The sequence below is a fragment of the Curtobacterium citreum genome (assembly GCF_006715175.1).
Taxonomy (GTDB): Bacteria; Actinomycetota; Actinomycetes; order Actinomycetales; family Microbacteriaceae; genus Curtobacterium; species Curtobacterium citreum.
In genome coordinates, this window is the sequence record NZ_VFMQ01000001.1 from 1,485,765 (window position 1) to 1,505,541 (window position 19,777).

Consider the following 19,777-nt stretch of genomic DNA (forward strand, 5'->3'; position numbering starts at 1 on the left):
AAGTGGTGGGTGCTTGGATTGTGAAGCGGTTCGACCCGGCACGTGATTTCTACAAGCCCGTAGTACACAACCCCAGTTAACATTAGCGGACACACGAGCGGCGCTCGGCGATCACGACAACAGCCGGCCATCCCTGGGGTGGCCGGCTGTTTCTTCTAGGTGAGTGGCTTCACTGTGCTGCGTCGTACGCCTCAGGGACGGCGCGGCTAATACGACTGGTAAGGATCCTTCGTGGCCGTTTGAGGCGATCCCTCGCGAATTTTTTTGCGACTCTTTCGAGTAGCCGCGTTTTGATTCGCTGCCGACGTTGGTCCGGCCAGCGCGGCTGCTGACCCTCCGCGCGTCAGTGAGCGGCGACGGGTTCTCCGCTCACCCCGCTCCTGCCGAGATGTAGGAATCTTCCCATTGCTCCACTCCGAGATTAACGAGCAGACCGTCGGCCTGTCCTTCGCCGTCTGGGCCCAGGTCCGGGCATGGACGTGATCGCGCTGCGTACCTTCCTTGGGAAGGTGATAGGCGAGGATGTTGGGTCAGCGGCGCACTTTGTCGGTAGAGCCGGAGGGTAGATGCTGTCCGACGTGCCCGATGTAGATCTTCTCGTCTACGGTGACTTGGTCGTGGTAGTGGATCCGCAGCTTCTGGTGAGCCGACCAACTATAGGGCTTGAAGTGCGACCACATGTGCACGTGGCCCGTTGGGTCAACGGTTTTCGGTACCGGTAGTAGACGATATCCGGCGAGCCTGGAGTCTTTCCTGGTTGCGCTGGATTCGTCTCGGGCGTGCTTGTTGGGCGGTACGTGGAACGAGTCCGCCGGCCCGGACTCGCAGAAGGCGTGGACCCCTCCCTCCCAGAGCCCATGCAGCCGGGCCTGGCGGTAGGCGGCCAGCGTCCCGAGTGCATCCCATGCGGACGGGAGGCCGCCAAGGTCCAAGTCGAGAGACTTAATGTCCTTCACGGTGCGCGGGTTACCGGTGAAGACCAGGCCGTGCTCGGCGAGGCGGCTGTCCGTGAGGAACCCTTCCCATCCGCCGGGTGGTGCACCGAGCGGGTTCGACGGTGTCTCGTCGTCGACCCAGCTGTATGCAGATGCGGGGTCGTATTCGGCCACCTTGCCTCGGAGGAACGCTGCCTCGCGGGTCTTGGCGGCGAACAGCGTGTCGAGGCGGTCCCGTTCCAGCAGGATGTCTGCGGCATCGATCTGCTCCTCGACGAGCAGGTCCTCCAGGGTTTCGACGCGGCCTCTCAGGGAGTCGTTGTCGGCGAGGAGCCTGGTGATCGCATCGCTGTCGGGTTGGACACGGGTTGCGGCGTCTAGCAACTCGAGCAGGGCGTCGTCCTGCAGGTTGGGTAGAGCCAGGAACTCCTGGACGTGGCGGAGCTCGGTCATGTGCTGCTCCCGAAGACGCTCGCTGACCTCTAGCTGTGCGCGGAGTCGATCCAGCGCGCGTTCCGCGGTTGCGAGGAGTTCACCGGTATCTAGGTCCGCTTTGTCGGTCTTCTTCGCCGGCGTGACGACCGGGGAGGGATGCGCCGGGCGAAGAGCCGTTTGGGTGGCCTGTCGCGCTGCAACGCGGTCTTCGAGGGGCGACGTCGTCGGCGTCACGGCGGACCTGAGCCGCTGGGCTGCGAACCGGTCAAAGGCGCGGGACCAGCTGCGCACGCCCGGCGGTAGGAGCACGGGATGCGTCTGCTGGTGCTGCCGGACGAACCGCTCGACGATTCGGGCGACCGCGGAATCGGAGCCTGCGAGGGTCTCCGCGCTGATCCATCGGGCGGCTGTGTCAGTGGCTGGGTCGTCGAGGTCCGTCCGGGCTGGATAGGTGCGCACTGTCCCTGCCGCGACGGCCCGGCGTCCGTGTCGCTGCCGGTACAGCTCGGCTGAGCGCGGGTCGAGCGAGAAGACGTGGGCAATGCCGGCGCAGTGCCGGGTCCACTTATCCACGGCGCGGATCCACCGGTCGAAGTCCACCCCATCGATGGGGGCGGCGACCAGGACGGGCAGCCGCCGGGAGGGATTGCCCAGCAACGCCTCCAGGTTCTCAAGTGCGGCGCGGGGGACGTGCTGAGCGGTGGCCCGCAATGGGACGATGTCCTCGAACTCCACCACACCGAGAATCGCGTCGGCGACCGCTGGTTTGGCCGCGCGTTGTGCGCGGTCCGACGATTCGGTCTGTAGCAGGATCCAACCGCCTGTGGGGTCCTCAACAGCGAGGATCGTCACGATGAACGTGCCAGACCCGTTCGTGTTCCACACCCTGACCCGGACGCCCGATTCCTTCCCCGCCTGACGGTGCATCACCTCGGCGCGTCTGTCCCCGCCTGCCGAGATTGCCTCACCGTCAGCGGCGACGTTGACGTCGAGGCCCAACCGACGAAGCGCCCAGGAGCGCACCTCCCCGAGAACGGCGTCGGTCCAACCGGCTCGGGCGTGGGTGGTCCAGAACGCCTGATAGTCACGGACCGTCGGGGTGGGAGGTTGTACCTCATCCAACATCTGGTCAACGGACGTTGTCGTGCTCATCCTGCCCCCGGAATCGGCCAGCTCGGCATCTTCGCTGATCACACCCACCCTGCGAATCTATATAGGCTCCGAGTCCAGCGCCAGCGCTGATCGCTTAGGGAGGCCTGTGGCTGTGTGCATGAAGGGGATAGGGACGTCGTGCATGAGTCGCGGGCCTGGCCGATTGGTCGCCACCGATCGGCCGCCAAGTGTGGACATCAGCGTCCGCAAGAAGTTTGGCGTCTCGACGAGCGTAGAGACGTGCCAACTCTCCAAATGAATGGTAGCGGGATGCGCCAGATCCGTTGCGCTCTCGGCTGAAAAGTCGGTTGCAGCCTCGCTGACATATAGCTCGGTGGCGCTAACATAAGAGACTGTTATCGGTCGCCCGGCCTGGATGAGCCCTAGGGCCGTCCGAGGAGAAAGTCAGCGGGGGTGTGTCTCAGTAAGCCGCCGCCACACCCCCGCCGGCTTCCCCGGCCCCTCCGCCCGCTTCCCCTCCGCAGCCAAAAGCATCGGCATCATCGCCCGCCGGAACGAGTCCGGCAACAACGCCCGCCCCGCCACCGCCTCGTGCACCCGCCGCAACTCCGTCATCGTGAACGGCTCCGCCACGAGCCCCCACGGATCCGGAGCCACCTCGTACGCGGCCCGCAACCGCGCCGCAGCCACGGCCACGATGTCGTCGTGCCCGTGCACCATCCCCGTCGCCGCGGCGACCGGCATGAGACGCACCTGCGACTCATCCAACCCACGGGACAGCGACGAGAACGGCACCACGTCGAGGTGCCCGACGGACATCACCCACCCCCGACTGTCCCGCGCCGGGTCGTCGAACACCTGCAACTGCTGCGGCGCCAACCCCGTGACGCCGGCCTTCGCCTGCAGCGACCGCAGCACAGCATCGGCCAATCGCTCGCCCTCGTGCACGAACGTCCCCGGCAGCCGCCAGTCCCCGTCGACCGCGTCCCGCACCTGCAGCACCGACAGCTCGTCCTCCACAGGCACCGTCAGCACGGCGGTGTCCACAGCCACCGAGGGTCGCGGGTAGTCGACCAGGCGCTTTCCGGCAGCATCGCGGTACTCACTCACGACGACGAGTTTACGCACACTTGCGCAAACCATGACCGCATGCCACGATCGTCTTTGCGCAGAATCGCGCAAACCAGGGGAGGCGCTCATGAACACCACCACACACGAACGCGCGATCGGTGCCGTGCTCGGCTCCGCCGCGGGCGACGCCCTCGGCGCCGGCTACGAGTTCAAGCCGGCGGTGCCGGAACCCACACCCATCCGCATGGCGGGCGGCGGCTCCTTCTGCTGGGCGCCGGGGGAGTGGACCGACGACACCAGCATGGCCGTCCCGATCCTCCGCACCCTCGCCCGCGGCGGCGACCCCGCCGACGAGTCCTCGCTCGACGGCCTCGTCGCCGCCTGGGCAGGGTGGGCACAGACCGCCCCCGACGTCGGCATCCAGACACGCAACGTGCTCACCGGCCTGGAGGCATGCACCGCCGCCCACAGTCGCGCTGCGGCCCGCCAGGAACACGACTTCAAGGGCCGGTCCGCGGGCAACGGCTCGCTCATGCGCACGGCTCCGCTGGTGCTCGGCTACCTTCGCGACGAGGACGGTGAAGAGGCGAGGCTCGCAGCGGCAGCACGTGCGATCAGCGACCTGACCCACTTCGAGGCGGACGCCGGCGACGGGTGCGTCCTCTGGTGCGTCGCGATCCGGCACGCGGTGCTGACCGGCGAGCTCGACGTCCTCCGCGGGCTCGAGCTGCTCGACCTCGACCGCCGCCAGCTCTGGGCGGAGCGACTCGTCCGCGCCGAGCACGCCGCACCGGTCGACTTCACCGACTCGAACGGCTGGGTCGTGTCCGCCCTCCAGGCTGCGTACGCCGCGGTCCTCAAGAGCTCCACCCTCGAGGACGCCCTCGTCCGTGCGGTCCGCACCGGCAACGACACCGACACGGTGGCCGCGATCGCCGGAGGCCTGGCGGGAGCGCTGTACGGCGCGTCCGCGCTCCCGGCCGAGTGGCGCGAACTGCTCCACGGATGGCCGGCGCTGCGGGCGGACGACCTCGTCGCCCTCAGCGAGCAGGCCCTCGCCGCGCGGTAGCGAGGGCAGGGCCCGGGGTCGGAGGATGCTGTGGGGGGATCCTCCGCCCCCGCCCTGGCACCGCAGAGCAGACTCGATGCGGACTGGAGGCACAGATCACCCTGCCAGCGCGACGAGCGTCGTGCAGGTGGTGCGATCCTCCCGGCTGGTTGCCGGTGGTCCTGAGGACCGGCGGCCGTCAGGCGGCGCTGCGTCGCGGGCGGAACACGCCCGCCCGGACCAGCCACACGTAGAGCAGGCAGCCGATGCAGACGTCGAAGACGGCGTTGAGGAACGCGGCGACCAGCGCGATCGCAGCGCCGACGGGTGCGGCGTAGGGGACCCCGACCAGGGCGAGCACGAGGGCGAGGGCCGTGATGACCAGGCCGACCTGCTGGGCGAAGGTCGGGGGCTCGGGGGCCTCGAGTTCGGTGGGCGGTGCGAGCCTCGGCCGGATGAAGCGGCGGAACAGCGCACCGTACGGGTGGCGGCGGATGCCCGCGATGCCGCCGATCGCGAAGAACACGACGATGACGGCCAGGAGCACGATGCCGGCGACCCACGTGGCGGGCACGAGGGTCAGGATGATCGTCGCCGCGAGGAGCACGGTCGTGATCGCGGCGCCGAAGCGGGGCGAGCGCGGGTCGATCCCGCGGGCGGTGTCGTTCGTGGTGGTCATCGGGACTCCCGGGATCCGGCGGTCAGGACGGTGTCGAGTGCGGCGGCGAGCTCCGCGGGGCGGGGCGGGCCGCCGAAGCGGGTGCGGACGGTGCGGTTGGCGTCCAGGAGCAGGACCGTCGGGGTCTGCATCACGTCGAAGCGGCGCGCGAGTTCGGGACGTTCGGCGAGGTCGACCTCGATGCGGCGAACGCCCTCGTGGCGGTCGGCGACGGCGTCGAGCTGGCGGCGGGTGGCCGGGCAGCGGACGCAGGTCGGCGTGGAGAACTGGACGAGAGTCGCCGCGGGGCCGTAGTCGGTCGCGGCGGCGAGGTCGTCGGTGCGCGGGGCGTCGATCGTGGTCGCGGCGGTGCGGGCACGGCCGGTGCGCTGGCGCAGCACGAGGCCGATCACGGTCGCGAGGGCGAGGACGCCGACGAGCACGGCGATCGCGGTTCCGACGGTCATGCGGCGACGCTACGCCCGACCGGTGACGCTCGAGGGAACGTGTCGCTCCGTGACACCGGCGGGAATCAGTCCGGGATGCCGAGGGCTTCGCACTTCGCCCACTGCTCGGGACGGTGCTGCGCGAGCCACGCGGTGAACTCGTCGAAGCCGCGGTTGGTCGTGTACACGCGGAACTGCTGCTTCCGGTTCGCGTCCCAGCCCACGACGCTGATGAACGCGATGCCGTTGCCGCTCCGCTGCTTCTCGAAGCGCAGCGTCTCCAGGGCGGTGACGTCACGCCGGCGCTTCCGGCCCCAGCCTCGGCGGACGTCGTACAGCTCGTCGTAGACCGTGATGCGGCTGCCGCAGAGGATCGCCCCGATGGGCAGACCGACGATGCCGGCGCCGATGAGCATCCCGGGGATCGGGCCGCCGAGGTCGGACGAGACGCTCGACTGCACGACGGCTCCGAGCGCGCCGAGCACGAACGCTCCGAGGCCGAGCCAGAGGATCAGCGTGGAGCCTGCCCATGACCGTCGCACGATGAACAGCGGCTTCGCAGCGCCCTTCGTGACGGTTCCACCCCAGGTGTTGATCTCGCTCATCGTTCCCCCTCCGTCGGACACCGTACCGGGCCGCGGGTCGGCGTGCTCGGGCCCACGACGGCCTCCCACTGGTCGAGGACCCGCTCGACGCGATCCGCGGTCTCGGCCGGGTCGTCGTGCTCCCACGCGCGGACGACCCGCCAGCCCTCGCGCACCAGGATCGCCTCGTTGCGGGCGTCACGCTGCCGGTTCGCCAGGAGCTTGCGGTGCCACAGCTCGGCGTTGGCCTTCGGCAGGTGGGTGTGGTCCGGGCAGAAGTGCCAGAAGCAGCCGTCGACGAACACGGCGACGCGGGCGCGCGGGAAGACGAGGTCGGGGCGGACCCGGCAGCGGATGCTCACCGGGCGGTCGACGAAGAACCGGCGCCCGCGGCGGTGGAGCTCACGACGGACGGCGAGCTCGGGCGCGGTGTCCCGCCGCCCGAACCGGGCCATGTGGCGGCGGCGGGCGTCGTCGGCCTCCCAGCGGTCCATCGCCTCAGCGTTCCATCCGGGACCTGACGGACCGACGGATCATCGGTGATCTGTGGACATGGCGTCAAACGGCGTGAGCGGGGCCGTCGGCGTTGAGTGCTCGGCGGTACCGGTCGACCTGGAGGGTGCTCCGACGCATCAGGACGATCACCACGACCCCTGCGATCACCATCACCACGATGAGGACGATGCGGAACGTAGCGCCCCACCCGTTCGACGACATGAGAGACCGATCACCTGCGAGCCGATGATGCCGCCGTAGAGGAGGACGAACTGCGCGGTCGCCAAGGGGAGGGTCAGCGAGAGCACCTCAGCGAGGTCAGCGGCGCGCAGGGCGAGCGGTGACTCTCGCTGTTCGACGGGCACTCCGGCGAACACCGCCTTCTGCACCGCACGCTTGCCCGCCGCGTCCAGGCCGGTCGTGGGAGCGCTCGTGACCGACGACATGCGTCGCTGTGCGATGAGCGCCGTCGCCGTGCCGGCGAACCCGCCGATCGCCATGAGCCCGCCTACGACCACGAGCGCTCGCTCGAGCGGGTCCTCACCGGCGGACAGCCACAGCCCGACGCCGACGCCCACCACCGCGCCGAGCACGGTGATCCACGTCGTGCGCCGAACGGCTCGTCGGACGGTCTCGTGCGGTTCATCGGCCACGTGCGCCACAGTACGGGTGCGTCACGCCGTTGATCGCCCGGTCGGCTCTCTCCTTGGTCGCCGGCGGTCAGGGCCGGTGTCGGCGGCGTTCGCAACGATCACTCGTATGTCTCCTGTCGCCGTGGGTCCCGCGTTGTCCTTCTTCCGAGACCCCTCCAACGCAATCAACGTCTCGATGATCCTTCTCTCGCTGTGGGCGCTGACCGTCTACGCCGTGGTCATGATCACCTTCGCGGGTTCCGCGGGCCGCGTGCTGGGCCGCCTGGAGCGGCGGTTCCTCTCGGAGGTGCCGGAAACCTCTCGGGCGAGCTCGCGCCCATGGCCGATCTTCGTATCGCGTCACCTCGTGGCCGCGCGGGCGGCAGCGGCCCTGCAGCGTCGCATGCTCGCCGTGGTCTGGGTGTGTGCAGCCCTCGCTACTGCCGGCGACGTCTTCCTCGCCGTCTCACTCTTCTCGTTGACCAGGAACATCGGCGCCGTTCCGTTCGCGATGTTCTCGCTCCTCCTCGCCGCCTGTCTGCCCTTGCTCGCGACGCTGCGGCTCGCTCGCTGGCTCTGGCGCGGTCGGGCGAGCCTGGAGTGGCAGATCGCGTTGTTGGGAGAGCGGTTGATGCGGGACACGAAGGCGTCGAACCAGCAGAGCATCGCGGCGCAGCGGAGCGCAGACGTCGAATCGGTGCTCGTCCGGCGGTTCCGTTCGAGCAAGTTGGCCCGTCAGCCGGTTGCCGAGCACCGTGTCTGGTTGGTCCGACTGCAACCGGCGATCAACGACCGAGCAGCGATGGTCGTGCAGGATCACGGGTTGAGCTTCGATTGGCACGTCTGGTCGACGCGGTGGCTGGATCTCGTGGCGTCGGCCTTCACGACCGCCACGCACGGCCGGATGCCGCCCGACTCGGACACGTTGTTGGTACCGGACCATCGCACGACCGAGCAGATCGGTCTCAGGATCGCCAACTGGTCGGTCCTCGGGCTCGGGGTCTTGGGGATGACGCTGCTGCTGCTCGCAGACCACCCAGTCGATCTGCAGTCGCTGTGGTCGGGCTGGGACACGGCTACCGGGCGCGTCGCCACGCTCGTCACAGCCGCCGGCGGCGTGGTCGCACTGATCAGCGTGGGACGGTCGGGGTCCCGCTGACGTCGATGGGCCTGAGAGCGCCCGACTAGCATCAGCCCGATGAGCAGCGACGTGACCCCTGGCCGGTACCGCCACTTCAAGGGCGGCGAGTACGAGGTGGTCCTCGTCGCGCGGGACGTCGAGACCGAGGAGCCGGTGGTCGTCTACCAGGCGCTCTACGGCGACCGCGGGCACTGGGTCCGGTCCCTCGCCGACTTCACCGCGCACGTGTCCCGCGACGGTTACGAGGGACCGCGGTTCGTGCGGATCGAGCCTGTCGGCGGCCGCCCCTAGGCTCGTCAGCGCACCAGACGAGACGGGGGAGCGCATGCAGATCGGCGTCGACGAGCAGGTCCTGCTCAGCCCGAGCGACCTCAGCACGTGGGCGTCCTGCGAGTGGGCGTTCCTCCGCCGCCTCGACGCCAAGCTCGGTCGCGGTGGACCCCTACCCGACCAGCACGACGACATGCTCGAGCGCACCGCCCGCCTGGGGGACCAGCACGAGCTGGACTACCTGGAGGTCCTGAAGCGGACCCGGGACGTGGTGGAGTTCGAGCGCCCGGCCCCGCCGGACTACGCGACCGCTGCCGCCAGAGCGAGACACGCCTTCGCCGAAGGTGCGGACGTCCTGTACCAGCCGACCTTCCACGAGCCGCCGACCGTCGACCGTCCGGGCTTCATCGGCTTCGCGGACTTCATCGTCCGGAACGAGGCGGGGGAGTACGAGGTCTACGACACCAAGCTCGCCCGGCACGCGAAGATCAGCGCCCTGCTCCAGCTCGCGGCCTACGCCGAGCGGATGCAGGCGCACGGCATCCCGACGGGCCGCCAGGTGCACCTCGTCCTTGGCGACCGGACGACGACCACGCACGACCTCGGCGACATCGCCCCGGTCTACCGGACGCAGCGCGCCGAGCTCGAGCGGGTCATCGCCGAGCGGATCGCAGAAGACGACGAGCTCCGCTGGGGCGACCCGCGGTACTCCAGCTGCGGCCGCTGCGCGATCTGCCAGACCCAGGTGCAGCAGCACCGTGACCTGGTCCTCGTCGCCGGGATGCGCCTCGACCAGCGCACGAAGCTGATCCGGCAGGGGGTGCGGACGATCGACGACCTGGCGGACCGCACCGCGGCCGTACCAGGCATGCCGCGATCCACGCAAGACAGACTGGTTCGTCAGGCGCGCCTCCAGACCGAGAGCGAAGCCGAACAGCACGCGCACCGCGAAACCGGCCACGCGACCAAGCCGCGCTTCGAGGTCCTCGACCCGCGCGCGCTCGACGCGATCCCTGCACCCGACCCGGGCGACGTGTTCTTCGACTTCGAGGGTGACCCCCTGCACACCGAGGACGGCCTGCACTGGGGACTCGACTACCTGTTCGGCCTGGTCGACGACCGTGCCGCGTTCACGGCGTTCTGGGCGCACACGATCCGCGACGAGCGGCAGGCGTTGGTCGACTTCCTCGCGTTCGTGCAGGAGCGCCGCGAGCAGCACCCGGGCATGCACGTCTACCACTACGCCGCGTACGAGCGGACGCACCTGCTCTCCCTCGCCGCCCGGCACGGCGTCGGCGAGGACGTCGTCGACGACCTGCTCCGCGCGGGGGTCCTCGTCGACCTGTACCCGATCGTCCGCAAGGCTCTGGTGGTCGGGAGCCACAGCTACTCGATCAAGAAGCTCGAGCCGCTCTACATGGGCGACGACCTGCGGCTGAGCGACGTCACGAACGCCGCGGACAGCATCACCGCCTACGTCGACGCGATCGAGGAGCTCCGGAACGGCGACCCGGCCGCGGGGCAGCACATGCTCGACGAGGTCGCCGACTACAACGCCTACGACTGCCGCTCGACGCTGCGGCTGCGGGACTGGCTCCTGTCCCTGCGGCAGGCAGCGCCCGCTGCGCCGGTTCAGCCCGAGGAACTCCTGCCGCCGATCCCGGTCGAGCGCGAACCGAACCCCGTCTACACGGCGCTCACCGCCGAGCTCGCGGACGTCGACCCCCTCGACCGCGACGCCGACCAGACCGCGCTGGCGCTCGCCGCCGCCGCGATCGACTACCACCGCCGCGAGGCGAAGACCTTCTGGCAGGACCACTTCGACCGCCTCCGGAACCCCGTCGACGACTGGGCGGACACGCGGGACGTCCTGGTGGTCGAGCGCGCGTCGGTCGAGCGCGACTGGGGCACGCTGCCGCGTGCCCGCTCGCAGTCGAGGGAGATCCGGTTGTCGGGGACGCTCGCGCCCGGCTCGCGGATCCGGCCTGGAGGCACGCCCCACCTCGTCTACGACGACCCGCTCCCGCCGTCGGTCACCGCTCCGGCCCCCGGGTCGAAGGGTGCGTCGGCTCGCGCGGTCGTGCTCGACGCGGGCGAGAACGGCGAGGCGTTCGAGGTGCTGGTCAAGGAGAGCCTGCCGGTCGGTGGCGGGGAGCCGCAGGCCGAGTTCCCGGTCGCGCTCGCCCCGGCGGCCCCGCCGCGCGCGAAGCCCCAGCCCGAGGCGATCGCCGAGTGGGGGCAGGAGGTGCTCGACGCGCTGCCGGCGATGCTGCCCGACCCCGCGCTCGACCTGCTCCGCCGGGTCCCGCCGCGGGGAGCGCTCGCCGCCGTGCAGGGTGACGACACGGTGTCCGCCGTGGTCGCGACGCTGCTCGGCCTCGACCGGTCGTACCTCGCGATCCAGGGCCCTCCGGGCACCGGCAAGACCTACGTCGGGTCGAACGTCGTCGCCCGACTCGTCCGCGAGCACGGATGGCGCGTCGGGGTCGTCGGGCAGTCGCACGCGACGTCGGAGAACTTCCTCGCGTCCGTCGTGGGTGCCGGTGTGCCCGCCGACCGGGTCGTGAAGGTGCCGAAGTCCGGCGCGACCGAGGACGAGCTCGAGGCCGCCGCGTGGACGCCCGTGAAGAACAACGCCGCCGTCGCCGCGTTCCTGTCCTCGTGCGCCGAGACCGGCACCGGCGGCGTCGTCGGTGGGACCGCGTGGACGTTCGCGAACGAGGGCACGATCCCGCGGCGCTCCCTCGACCTGCTCGTCGTCGACGAGGCCGGGCAGTTCTCGCTCGCCCCGACCATCGCGTCCTCGATCGCCGCGACCCGCCTGCTCCTGCTCGGCGACCCGCAGCAGCTGCCGCAGGTCTCCCAGGGGTCGCACCCGGAGCCGGTCGACCAGTCGGCGCTCGGCTGGCTCGCCGACGGGGAGCACGTGCTGCCCGCGGAGTTCGGCTACTTCCTCGCCCGCACTCGCCGGATGGAGCCCGCGCTGACCGCAGCGGTGTCCGGTCTGTCGTACGACGGGCAGCTGGCGTCGATGGTGTCCGGCCGGCACCTCGAGGGCATCGACCCTGGTGTCCACCCCGTGCCGGTCGTGCACGCCGGGAACACGACGTCCTCGGTCGAGGAAGCCGAGCGGGTCGTGGCCCTCGCCCGGGACGTCGTCGGTCGAACGTGGACCGACGGGGACACCACGCGCGTGCTCACCGACGAGGACGTCATCGTCGTCGCGCCCTACAACGCGCAGGGTGCCATGATCCGCGAGGCACTCGACGACGCCGGGCTCCGCGCGACGCAGGTCGGCACCGTGGACATGTTCCAGGGGCGCGAAGCCGTGGTGTCGATCACATCGCTCGCAGCCTCGAGCGCGGCGGACATCCCACGGGGGCTCGACTTCCTGCTCATGCCGAACCGGCTGAACGTGGCGCTGTCCCGGGCGAAGTGGGCGGCGTACCTCGTGCACTCACCCGCGCTGACGACCGGGCTGCCGCCGTCGATCGCCGGGCTGTCCCTGCTCTCCCGGTTCATCGAGCTCGTCGAGCCCCGGTCTCGGCAGGAGGACCCGGTTCCGGCCCACACCTGACCGACCTGGTCCGCGGACCCGGGGCGCGTTGCTCCCGAGCCGCGGGCGGGTCAGGCCTCGTCGGTGCCGGCTCCGTCCTCGGTCGGCACGCCCCCGTGCATCTGCTCGCGCATGTTCGCCAGGACGTCGGCGTGCAGGAAGTTCGCGGCCTCGGCGCTCGTCGGGTCGACCACGATGCCGAACTCCTCGGGGAGCGCGGTCACGAGCTCGGACATCGGGACCGGCCGACCCTCGGTGCCGGGCAGCCCGGCGGCGAGTTCCTCGGGGTCGGTGAACACCGGCACGAACGGCAGGTCCCGGATGATCACGTGCGCGATGCTGCCGCCCTCCGGGGCGCCCTCGGGCTTCCACGGCACCCAGGCCGCGCTGCGCAGGAACCCCGCGGGCGATGTCGCCATCCGACGGCGGAGCTCGGCGGCTGCGGTGGGCGGGGTCTTGTCGACGCCCCGACCGAAGGCCGACCCGTCCGTCTCGTTCGTGCTCATCCGGCCATGCTGTCACGCCGCGGTGACCAACCCGGCCAGCGGACCGGGGAACGGCGCGAGCTCAGTTGCTCCCCGCTGTCGTCGCCGCGGTGCTCGAAGCGAGGACCCCAGCCGTCATGGCTGCCGACGCGTTGATGTCGGCGAGCACCTGACGGACCGCGGGTGCGACCCAGTCGCCTTGCACGACCGAGCGGAGGAAGCGCTTGTCGACCCGACCGAACTCCGAGCGGAGCGTGTCCGTGGCGTCGAGCAGGCCGATGACCGCCGCGACGTAGGAGGACGGGGCTGCTCGACCGGCCAGGACCTCGTCGACCGCCTGACGCGCCTGGGCCCTCGGCAGGCCGTCGCGCTCGGGATGCCGGGTCGTGGTGAAGACCAGCAGGGTGCGGTGCTGCTCCGCGGTGAGCACGCCCCGCTGCACCAGCTGGGCGACCACCCCGTCGTGCAGGGTCCGCTTGCCGAGCTGGCGGACCCACCACTTCGCGGACCTCGGCGGATCGGACGCGATCCACGCGAGCGCGGTGTCGAGGACCTGGTCGCCCGTCGGTGTGCCGGACGCGATGACGACCCGGTCCTTCGACAGGGTGATCGCGCCGCGCAGGGCGAGGTCGGCGAGGACGCCCCCGGCGGTCCCGAGCTGCGTGCGCGTCACGGTCGCGCGGGCCCGACCGTCCGGCGCGAGCTGCAGCAGCGCGAACACCTGGGGGATCGTCAGCAACTCGGCCATGCTGGCAGCGTGCCACACGGGACGGGGGTGTGTCGTGCCTCCCGGCCGGCAGTCGGCGCAGACGGGCGCGCGCCGGCTGCCGGAGGGGCAGCTTCAGTACTTGGCCGACTGCCCGCCGTCGATCGGGACGACCGTCGCGTTGACGTAGCTCGCGTCGTCGGAGAGCAGGAAGGCGACGACCGAGGCGATCTCGGGGGCCTCGCCGTAGCGCTTGGTCGGGTTGACCTGGATGAACTCCTCGGCGGCCTTGCGGGGGTTCTCGGCGTCGATCTGCTTCATCGAGTTCTCGACCATCGGCGTCCAGACGGCGCCGGGGGCGATCGCGTTGATGCGGATGCCGTACTGGCCGTACTCGACGGCGGAGTTGCGGGTCAGGCCGACGACGCCGTGCTTCGCGGCGGCGTACCCGGACTGGTTGCCGATGCCGCGGATGCCGCCGACGCTCGCGGTGTTCACGACCATGCCGGAGCCCTGCTCGCGCATGACCCCCAGGACCTTCTCGAGGCCGAGGAACACCCCGCGGAGGTTGATCGAGACGACCTTGTCGAACTCGGCGGCGGTGAAGGACTCGGTGGGGTTCTGCTTGCCCTCGATGCCGGCGTTGTTGAAGAAGCCGTCGATGCGGCCGAAGCGCTCGGTGGTCGCGGCGACGTAGGCCTCGACCTGCGCCTCGTCGGAGACGTCGGCGACGGTGGTGACGACCTGGGCCTCGGGGGCGGCGTCGAGGACGGCGGTCTTGGTCGCCTCGAGGCCCTCGGCGGAGACGTCGACGAGGGACAGCGCGGCGCCCTCGGTCGCCAGGCGGACGGCGGTCGCGCGGCCGAGGCCGGAGCCGCCGCCGGTGATGAGGACGACGCGGTCGGTGAAGCGGGTGGTGGTGCTGGTCATGCTGGAGGCCTCCTGCGGTCTTCGACGATGAAGGGTCGATGCGTCTGCATCAGCTCGCCAGTTAGGCTACACCTGTTGTCCAGCGCGTTCGTCAGCAGTGGTCGAGGATGCGCGCGATCGCATCGTGTTCGGCAGGGGCGACCCACAGGTGGTACTTCGTCTTCACCGCGACCTGGTGCGCGACGTAGGTGCAGCGGAAGCCCGTCGCCGCGGGCAGCCAGGTCGCCGCGTCGCCCGACCGCTTCTGCGCGTTCGAGTGCCCGTCGACCGCGAACAGGTTCTCCGGGTCGTTCGCCAGGGCCTCGCGCTCCCGCTGGCTGAGCTGCTGGGCACCGGTGCGCCAGGCGTTCTCGAGCGCGACGACGTGGTCGATCTGCACGAGGGTCGACGTGGTGTTCCCCCGCACGAAGTCGACGTGCTCCCCGGTGTAGGGGGAGGTCAGGGCGCCGCGGAGGACCTTGCACGGCCCCTCGCGCTGCAGGTCGGTCAGGTCCCGGGCGAGCACGTCGTTCCGGGTGTCGCAGCCGTTGTGGTCGACGTCGAGCCAGGCGGTGCCGAAGTCCCCGACGCGGTCGTAGCCCGTCGCCGGGGCCTTGCCCTTGACGGGGAGCGCGGCGAGTTGCTGGCGGGCGGTCGCCGCGTCCACGGTGCCGGTGGGGTCCGGCGCGCTGCTGGGGACGGGAACGGTGGCGGTGGTGGGGGTGGTCGAGACGGTCGTCGGACTGGAGGCGCGGCTCGCGCCCGTCCCGTCGGCTGCGATCGCGCCTGGGGTCGGCGCCGCGTCACCGGTCCGGTGCACGAGGTAGCCGCCGGCCGCCAGGACGAGGACGACGACGAGGGACGTGAGGGTGACGGGGGTGCGGCGTCGGTTCGACGGCATGGAGGACTCCGGGTGGTGCGGTGGTGCGGGCCCGGGCGGGCCGTCGTCCACCTTCCCGTACGGCACCGACGAACGGCGGCGTAGACACGGGTGCATGACCGATCACGCCACTCCTTCCGTGCCCGTCACCGGTGGGTCGATGCCGCTCCTCGGCTTCGGCACCTGGCAGATCCCGGACGCCGACGCACCCGCCGCCGTGGGCGCTGCGCTCGAGGCCGGGTACCGCCACGTCGACACCGCGACGGGCTACTCGAACCAGCGCGGCGTCGGCAAGGCCCTCGCCGCGTCCGGGCTCGCCCGGGACGACGTGTTCGTCACCACGAAGCTGCCGCCGGACAACGCCGACCGTGTGCGCCAGACGATCGAGGAGAGCCTCGAGCAGCTCGGCCTCGACCACCTGGACCTGTGGCTCGTGCACTGGCCGCCGAACGGCGAGGCCCGACCGGACGTCTGGGAGCAGGTCGTCCAGGCGCAGGCCGACGGGCTGACCCGGGCGGTCGGCGTGAGCAACTACTCGCTCGCGCAGATCGACGAGCTCGTCTCTGCCACCGGCACCGCCCCGGCCGTCAACCAGATCCGGTGGAGCCCGGTCGAGTTCGACCGCGCGATCGCCGACGGGCTACGGGAGCGCGGCGTCGTGCTCGAGGGCTACAGCCCCTTCAAGGCGAGCAACCTGCAGGACCCGACCCTGGTCGAGATCGCCGGCGCGCACGACGTCGACAGTGCGCAGGTGATCGTCGCGTGGCACGTCGCGCACGGGTTCGTCGTCATCCCGAAGTCGTCGAACCCGGACCGCATCCGCTCGAACGCCGAGGGTGTGCACCTGGAGCTCTCCGCCGACGAGGTCGCTCGGATCGACGCACTCGCGCGCTGACCTCGCGCCCGTGCGCGGCTGACGGCCCGCCGGGAACGTCGCACAACGGGAAGCACGCCGTGCCGCCGATCGCGGTGGTGCAGCGTGCTTCCGGTTGTGCGGGAGCACGCCGCGCCGGCGGCCGACGCAGGAACGTGCTTCAGGTGAGGAGAGAGCGGATGTCGTCGGCGGTCAGGTCGTCGGCGAACAGGGCGTCGTCGTCGATCATCGTGGCGAACAGCTCGGCCTTCTTCGCCGCGAGCGCGAGGACCTTCTCCTCGATGGTGTCCTCGGCGATGAACCGCTGCACGTTCACGGACCGGGTCTGCCCGATGCGGTGCGTCCGGTCGACCGCCTGGGACTCGGCAGCAGGGTTCCACCACGGGTCGAGCACGAACACGGTGTCCGCCTCGGTCAGGGTCAGCCCGAAGCCGCCGGCCTTCAGTGAGATGAGGAACGCCGGCGCGGTGCCGGAGCGGAAGCGCTCGATGACCTGCGGGCGCTTCCGGGTGGACCCGTCGAGGTACTCATAGCCGACGCCCCGCGCGTCCAAGGCCTCGGCGACCATCCGCAGGAAGGTCGTGAACTGACTGAACACCAGCGCCCGGCGGCCCTCGGCGGCGAGCTGTTCGAGCTCGTCGAGCAGCAGCTCGAGCTTCGCGGAGGGCACGGGCTCCTCGGTCTCCTGCACGAGGGCGGGGGAGAGGGCGAGCATCCGGAGCAGGGTGAGGGACCGGAAGACGATCATCCGGTTGCGGGCCAGGTCGTCGATCAGGTCGAGCACCTTCAGCCGCTCCCGGTTGAGCGTCGTCTCGTACAGCGCGCGGTGCGCGGGGTCGAGGGTGACCCGGACGACCTGCTCCTGCTTCGGCGGCAGGTCGGCGGCGACGCTCTCCTTCGTCCGGCGCAGCATGAGCGGCCGGATCCGCCGCCGGAGCCGCGCGGTGAGCTCGGCGCGGGCCTCGCCGCGGAGGTCCGGCGACCCGAGGGGCTTCACGTAGTCGTCGCCGAACCGCGACCAGGACGACAGCAGGCCGGGAGCGGCGACGTGGAACAGCGCCCAGAGGTCGGTGAGCCCGTTCTCGAGCGGGGTGCCGGTGATCGCGAACGTCACGGGGGCGCCGAGCTCCGCCGCCGCCCGGTGGGTCTGCGACTGCGGGTTCTTCACGAACTGCGCCTCGTCGAGCACGAGCGCCGACCAGCGCGTCTCGCGGTACTCGGCCGCGTCGAGCCGGAGCAGGGCGTACGACGTCACGACCACGTCGGACCCCGCGGCCGCCTTGACCACGCGCGCCGGGTCCTTGAGCGAGGTCGCCGTGACGGTGGTCACCGTGAGGGACGGCACGAACCGTGCGGCCTCGTCCGCCCAGTTGCCGACGACGGAGGTCGGGGCGACGACGAGGAACGGCGGCGCGTCCGGCTCGTCCCGGCGGGCGGCGGCGATCATCGCGAGCACCTGCAGGGTCTTGCCGAGGCCCATGTCGTCGGCGAGCACCCCGCCGATGCCGTGCTCCCGCAGGAAGCGCAGCCACGCGTACCCGGCGTGCTGGTAGGGCCGGAGCTCGGCGTGCACGGTGTCCGGCACGGGGACGTCCCCGGGCGGTGTGGCGTCGAGGAGCCCCGCGGCGATGCGCTGCCAGCGCTCGTCGTGCTCGGTCTCGTCGGCGAGCTGGTCGAACTCCGACCAGAGTCCGGCCTGTAGCGGCGTCACCGTCAGGGGAGCGTCGGGCTCCCACTCCTCGAGGTCGCGGGCTTCCTCGATGAGCTCCTTGAGCCGGTCGAACGCCGGGTCGGACAACGACAGGTACGAGCTGTCGATGAGCTTCATCCGCCGGTCCCGGTTCGCGAGGGCGCGGAGGAGCGGCGTGAATGGCACCTGCTTGCCGTTCACGGTGACGAAGATGCCGAGGTCGAACCAGTCGTGCTTGTCCGACGGCATGGTCGTGACCTTGATGTGCGGCCGTCCGGTCAGGCGCTCGTAGTCCTGCCGTTCGCCCTGGACGACCGTGCGGACGCCGTGGCCGGGCAGCGCCGGGAGCAGTTCGTTCGCGAAGACCGCGACGTCGGCACCGTCGATCGTGCCGTCCTCGAACCAGGCGAGGCCGCCGCCCGGACCGGCGGCGGTGGTCACGGGATCGGAGCCTGCCTCGACCGCGGGGTCGTCGGCCGCCCGGACGCCGGTCAGGTCGGGGAGCGGGCCGTGCAGCGCGACCGGGTCCTTCCGCCCGTCGACCTGCCAGCGCCACTGCAGGTGCACGCGGTCGTCGGTGCGCGGCGCGCGGGCGGGCTCGAAGGTCGCGGTGAGCACGAGCTCGGGCGCCCGACGTTCGGGGAGCTCGACCGAGCCGTCGGAGCTGACGAGCCCGAGCGCGCCGCGGAGCCGGGGGGACCAGTCGGCCAGGAACTCGTCGACCTCGGCCCGGGGGACGGTGATGCGGACGTCGTCGACGAGCATGCGCCGCTGGTCCTCGGGCACCGGGGCCGGCGTCGGGGCGAGCGCGACGTGGAACTCCGGGCTCTCGCGGAAGACGTACACACCGTGGTCGCCGATCGTGCGGGCTGCGCCGTCGGGCGCCGGTCGGCCGTCGAGCACCGCGCTCGCGCCGAGCACCAGGCCGTCCTCGGACCGGACGGCGTCGAGGAGCACCTGTGCCTGCTCGCCGAGGACCGCGCCGCCCTCGCGCTTCCCGGTCACGAACGCGATCCCGAGCGCCGGCGCCTGGCGGAGCAGCGGCCACAGGAGCGGGCTCTGGAAGTCGTCGAGGTGCACCCAGTCGCTCTCGCCCGGCAGCCCGGCGAGCTGCCCGGCGCGGTGGAGCGCCGCGAACTGCAGGAACCACGCGTGCTGCTCCGGCGCGAGCCCGAGCCGGTTGACCGAGTAGGGGAGCGTGCCCCAGGTGAGCTGCCCGCGCACCCAGTTGCCGGCGTCGCTCCGCGTGACGGGCCGGACACCGAGCCGGACGCTGCGGGCCCGGGACGGCAGCGCTCGACCGACGGCGCGAGCCCGGGCGGCGAGCTTCGACGGCACCGCGTCCCGCAGCTCGAACTGCAGCCCCATCGGGGTGCCCTGCGGGCCGGCCACCTGCGGGTCGTCGCCGGCGAGGCGGGCGAGGTCGTGCCTCCAGTCCGGCTCCGGTGGGGTCTCGACCGGTGCGACGCGTCGCGGACCCGAGGCGGCTGCCAACGCGCGCGCGTTGACGGTGAGGAGCGCGGCCGCGACGTGCTTGCAGTCGCCGCCGAGGGGGCAGGTGCAGGTGCTGCGGACCGGGCGGACGAAGTCCCCGCGGGCGAGCGTCGTCTCGACGCGGAGCTCGTACGGGTCGTCGGCGGACCCGGTGACGGTCGCGGTGACGGTGCCGTCGTCCTCGCGCCAGGCGGCGTCCTCGACCAGTCCCGCCCGCACGACGTCCCGCCCGCGCCCGAAGGTCTGCGGACCGACGAAGCGGATGACGTCGACGGCGTCGATCATCGGGACGGCTGGCACGGGACCATCGTGCCAGCCGCCACCGACTGCGAATCCCCGCAGGCCGATCCGGTGC

Annotated in this window: 17 protein-coding genes; 5 read left to right on the forward strand and 12 right to left on the reverse strand. The window is 71.2% G+C overall.

Going from position 1 to position 19,777, the window contains the following annotated elements; genetic code table 11:
• Window positions 1–530 precede the first annotated feature (530 nt).
• Window positions 531–2,570, reverse strand: coding sequence for a hypothetical protein (locus tag FB462_RS07100; RefSeq protein ID WP_167510040.1), 2,040 nt, complete (start codon window positions 2,568–2,570; stop codon window positions 531–533).
• Window positions 2,571–2,927: 357 nt separating this feature from the next.
• Window positions 2,928–3,683, reverse strand: a complete 756-nt coding sequence (locus FB462_RS07105; RefSeq protein WP_244289143.1) for an NrtR DNA-binding winged helix domain-containing protein — start codon at window positions 3,681–3,683, stop codon at window positions 2,928–2,930.
• On the opposite strand from FB462_RS07105, the gene FB462_RS07110 reads away from it, so the two are divergent.
• The gene (locus FB462_RS07110; protein ID WP_141860996.1) at window positions 3,682–4,623 is read left to right on the forward strand and encodes an ADP-ribosylglycohydrolase family protein; all 942 of its coding nucleotides are present in this window, start codon (window positions 3,682–3,684) and stop codon (window positions 4,621–4,623) included. The genes FB462_RS07105 and FB462_RS07110 overlap by 2 nt on opposite strands.
• Before the next feature lie 178 nt (window positions 4,624–4,801).
• Here the strand turns inward: FB462_RS07110 and FB462_RS07115 are convergent, their stop codons facing one another.
• The 5 genes from FB462_RS07115 to FB462_RS07135 form a co-directional block, all read right to left on the reverse strand.
• Complete coding sequence (locus FB462_RS07115) at window positions 4,802–5,281, reverse strand: DUF4395 domain-containing protein (protein WP_141860998.1); 480 nt, start codon at window positions 5,279–5,281, stop codon at window positions 4,802–4,804.
• The gene (locus FB462_RS07120) at window positions 5,278–5,727 is read right to left on the reverse strand and encodes a TlpA family protein disulfide reductase (protein WP_141861000.1); all 450 of its coding nucleotides are present in this window, start codon (window positions 5,725–5,727) and stop codon (window positions 5,278–5,280) included. The genes FB462_RS07115 and FB462_RS07120 overlap by 4 nt, the downstream gene beginning before the upstream one ends.
• 65 nt (window positions 5,728–5,792) lie before the next feature.
• The gene (locus FB462_RS07125; RefSeq protein WP_141861002.1) at window positions 5,793–6,311 is read right to left on the reverse strand and encodes a hypothetical protein; all 519 of its coding nucleotides are present in this window, start codon (window positions 6,309–6,311) and stop codon (window positions 5,793–5,795) included.
• A complete protein-coding gene (gene vsr / locus FB462_RS07130; protein ID WP_141861004.1) occupies window positions 6,308–6,784 on the reverse strand; it encodes a DNA mismatch endonuclease Vsr in 477 nt (158 codons plus the stop codon). Before vsr ends, FB462_RS07125 begins: the two co-directional genes overlap by 4 nt.
• 171 nt (window positions 6,785–6,955) lie before the next feature.
• The gene (locus FB462_RS07135; RefSeq protein WP_141861006.1) at window positions 6,956–7,438 is read right to left on the reverse strand and encodes a hypothetical protein; all 483 of its coding nucleotides are present in this window, start codon (window positions 7,436–7,438) and stop codon (window positions 6,956–6,958) included.
• Between the two features lie 106 nt (window positions 7,439–7,544).
• On the opposite strand from FB462_RS07135, the gene FB462_RS07140 reads away from it, so the two are divergent.
• The 3 genes from FB462_RS07140 to FB462_RS07150 are packed head-to-tail and all read left to right on the forward strand — an operon-like array spanning window position 7,545 to window position 12,405.
• Window positions 7,545–8,576, forward strand: a complete 1,032-nt coding sequence (locus FB462_RS07140; RefSeq protein WP_141861008.1) for a hypothetical protein — start codon at window positions 7,545–7,547, stop codon at window positions 8,574–8,576.
• Between the two features lie 39 nt (window positions 8,577–8,615).
• Window positions 8,616–8,849: a DUF1653 domain-containing protein gene (locus FB462_RS07145; RefSeq protein WP_141861010.1), complete on the forward strand. Its 234-nt coding sequence runs from the start codon at window positions 8,616–8,618 to the stop codon at window positions 8,847–8,849.
• A 34-nt stretch (window positions 8,850–8,883) separates the two neighbouring features.
• Window positions 8,884–12,405, forward strand: a complete 3,522-nt coding sequence (locus tag FB462_RS07150; RefSeq protein ID WP_141861013.1) for a TM0106 family RecB-like putative nuclease — start codon at window positions 8,884–8,886, stop codon at window positions 12,403–12,405.
• A 50-nt stretch (window positions 12,406–12,455) separates the two neighbouring features.
• Here FB462_RS07150 and FB462_RS07155 read toward each other — a convergent pair whose 3' ends face one another.
• From FB462_RS07155 to FB462_RS07170, 4 genes are all read right to left on the reverse strand, one after another.
• On the reverse strand, window positions 12,456–12,890 hold the full coding sequence (locus FB462_RS07155) for an SseB family protein (RefSeq protein WP_141861015.1): 435 nt from the start codon (window positions 12,888–12,890) through the stop codon (window positions 12,456–12,458).
• 61 nt (window positions 12,891–12,951) lie between these two features.
• The gene (locus tag FB462_RS07160) at window positions 12,952–13,617 is read right to left on the reverse strand and encodes a GOLPH3/VPS74 family protein (protein WP_141861017.1); all 666 of its coding nucleotides are present in this window, start codon (window positions 13,615–13,617) and stop codon (window positions 12,952–12,954) included.
• Window positions 13,618–13,710: 93 nt separating this feature from the next.
• On the reverse strand, window positions 13,711–14,505 hold the full coding sequence (locus tag FB462_RS07165) for a glucose 1-dehydrogenase (protein ID WP_141861019.1): 795 nt from the start codon (window positions 14,503–14,505) through the stop codon (window positions 13,711–13,713).
• Between the two features lie 91 nt (window positions 14,506–14,596).
• Window positions 14,597–15,385, reverse strand: a complete 789-nt coding sequence (locus FB462_RS07170; protein WP_141861021.1) for an HNH endonuclease family protein — start codon at window positions 15,383–15,385, stop codon at window positions 14,597–14,599.
• 94 nt (window positions 15,386–15,479) lie between these two features.
• On the opposite strand from FB462_RS07170, the gene FB462_RS07175 reads away from it, so the two are divergent.
• Complete coding sequence (locus FB462_RS07175) at window positions 15,480–16,259, forward strand: aldo/keto reductase (RefSeq protein WP_141861023.1); 780 nt, start codon at window positions 15,480–15,482, stop codon at window positions 16,257–16,259.
• 139 nt (window positions 16,260–16,398) lie between these two features.
• On the opposite strand, the gene FB462_RS07180 is transcribed toward FB462_RS07175, so the two are convergent.
• Window positions 16,399–19,722, reverse strand: coding sequence for a DEAD/DEAH box helicase (locus tag FB462_RS07180; protein WP_141861025.1), 3,324 nt, complete (start codon window positions 19,720–19,722; stop codon window positions 16,399–16,401).
• Window positions 19,723–19,777: the final 55 nt, after the last annotated feature.

Bases quoted from the DNA above. Each gene is read 5' to 3' on its own strand.
- FB462_RS07145 (WP_141861010.1), top strand. From the start codon at position 8,616: ATGAGCAGCGACGTGACCCCTGGCCGGTACCGCCACTTCAAGGGCGGC.
- FB462_RS07175 (WP_141861023.1), top strand. From the start codon at position 15,480: ATGACCGATCACGCCACTCCTTCCGTGCCCGTCACCGGTGGGTCGATG.
- vsr (WP_141861004.1), bottom strand. From the start codon at position 6,784: ATGGACCGCTGGGAGGCCGACGACGCCCGCCGCCGCCACATGGCCCGG.
- FB462_RS07155 (WP_141861015.1), bottom strand. From the start codon at position 12,890: ATGAGCACGAACGAGACGGACGGGTCGGCCTTCGGTCGGGGCGTCGAC.
- FB462_RS07165 (WP_141861019.1), bottom strand. From the start codon at position 14,505: ATGACCAGCACCACCACCCGCTTCACCGACCGCGTCGTCCTCATCACC.
- FB462_RS07120 (WP_141861000.1), bottom strand. From the start codon at position 5,727: ATGACCGTCGGAACCGCGATCGCCGTGCTCGTCGGCGTCCTCGCCCTC.
- FB462_RS07125 (WP_141861002.1), bottom strand. From the start codon at position 6,311: ATGAGCGAGATCAACACCTGGGGTGGAACCGTCACGAAGGGCGCTGCG.
- FB462_RS07140 (WP_141861008.1), top strand. From the start codon at position 7,545: ATGTCTCCTGTCGCCGTGGGTCCCGCGTTGTCCTTCTTCCGAGACCCC.
- FB462_RS07170 (WP_141861021.1), bottom strand. From the start codon at position 15,385: ATGCCGTCGAACCGACGCCGCACCCCCGTCACCCTCACGTCCCTCGTC.
- FB462_RS07115 (WP_141860998.1), bottom strand. From the start codon at position 5,281: ATGACCACCACGAACGACACCGCCCGCGGGATCGACCCGCGCTCGCCC.
- FB462_RS07110 (WP_141860996.1), top strand. From the start codon at position 3,682: ATGAACACCACCACACACGAACGCGCGATCGGTGCCGTGCTCGGCTCC.
- FB462_RS07105 (WP_244289143.1), bottom strand. From the start codon at position 3,683: ATGAGCGCCTCCCCTGGTTTGCGCGATTCTGCGCAAAGACGATCGTGG.
- FB462_RS07160 (WP_141861017.1), bottom strand. From the start codon at position 13,617: ATGGCCGAGTTGCTGACGATCCCCCAGGTGTTCGCGCTGCTGCAGCTC.
- FB462_RS07150 (WP_141861013.1), top strand. From the start codon at position 8,884: ATGCAGATCGGCGTCGACGAGCAGGTCCTGCTCAGCCCGAGCGACCTC.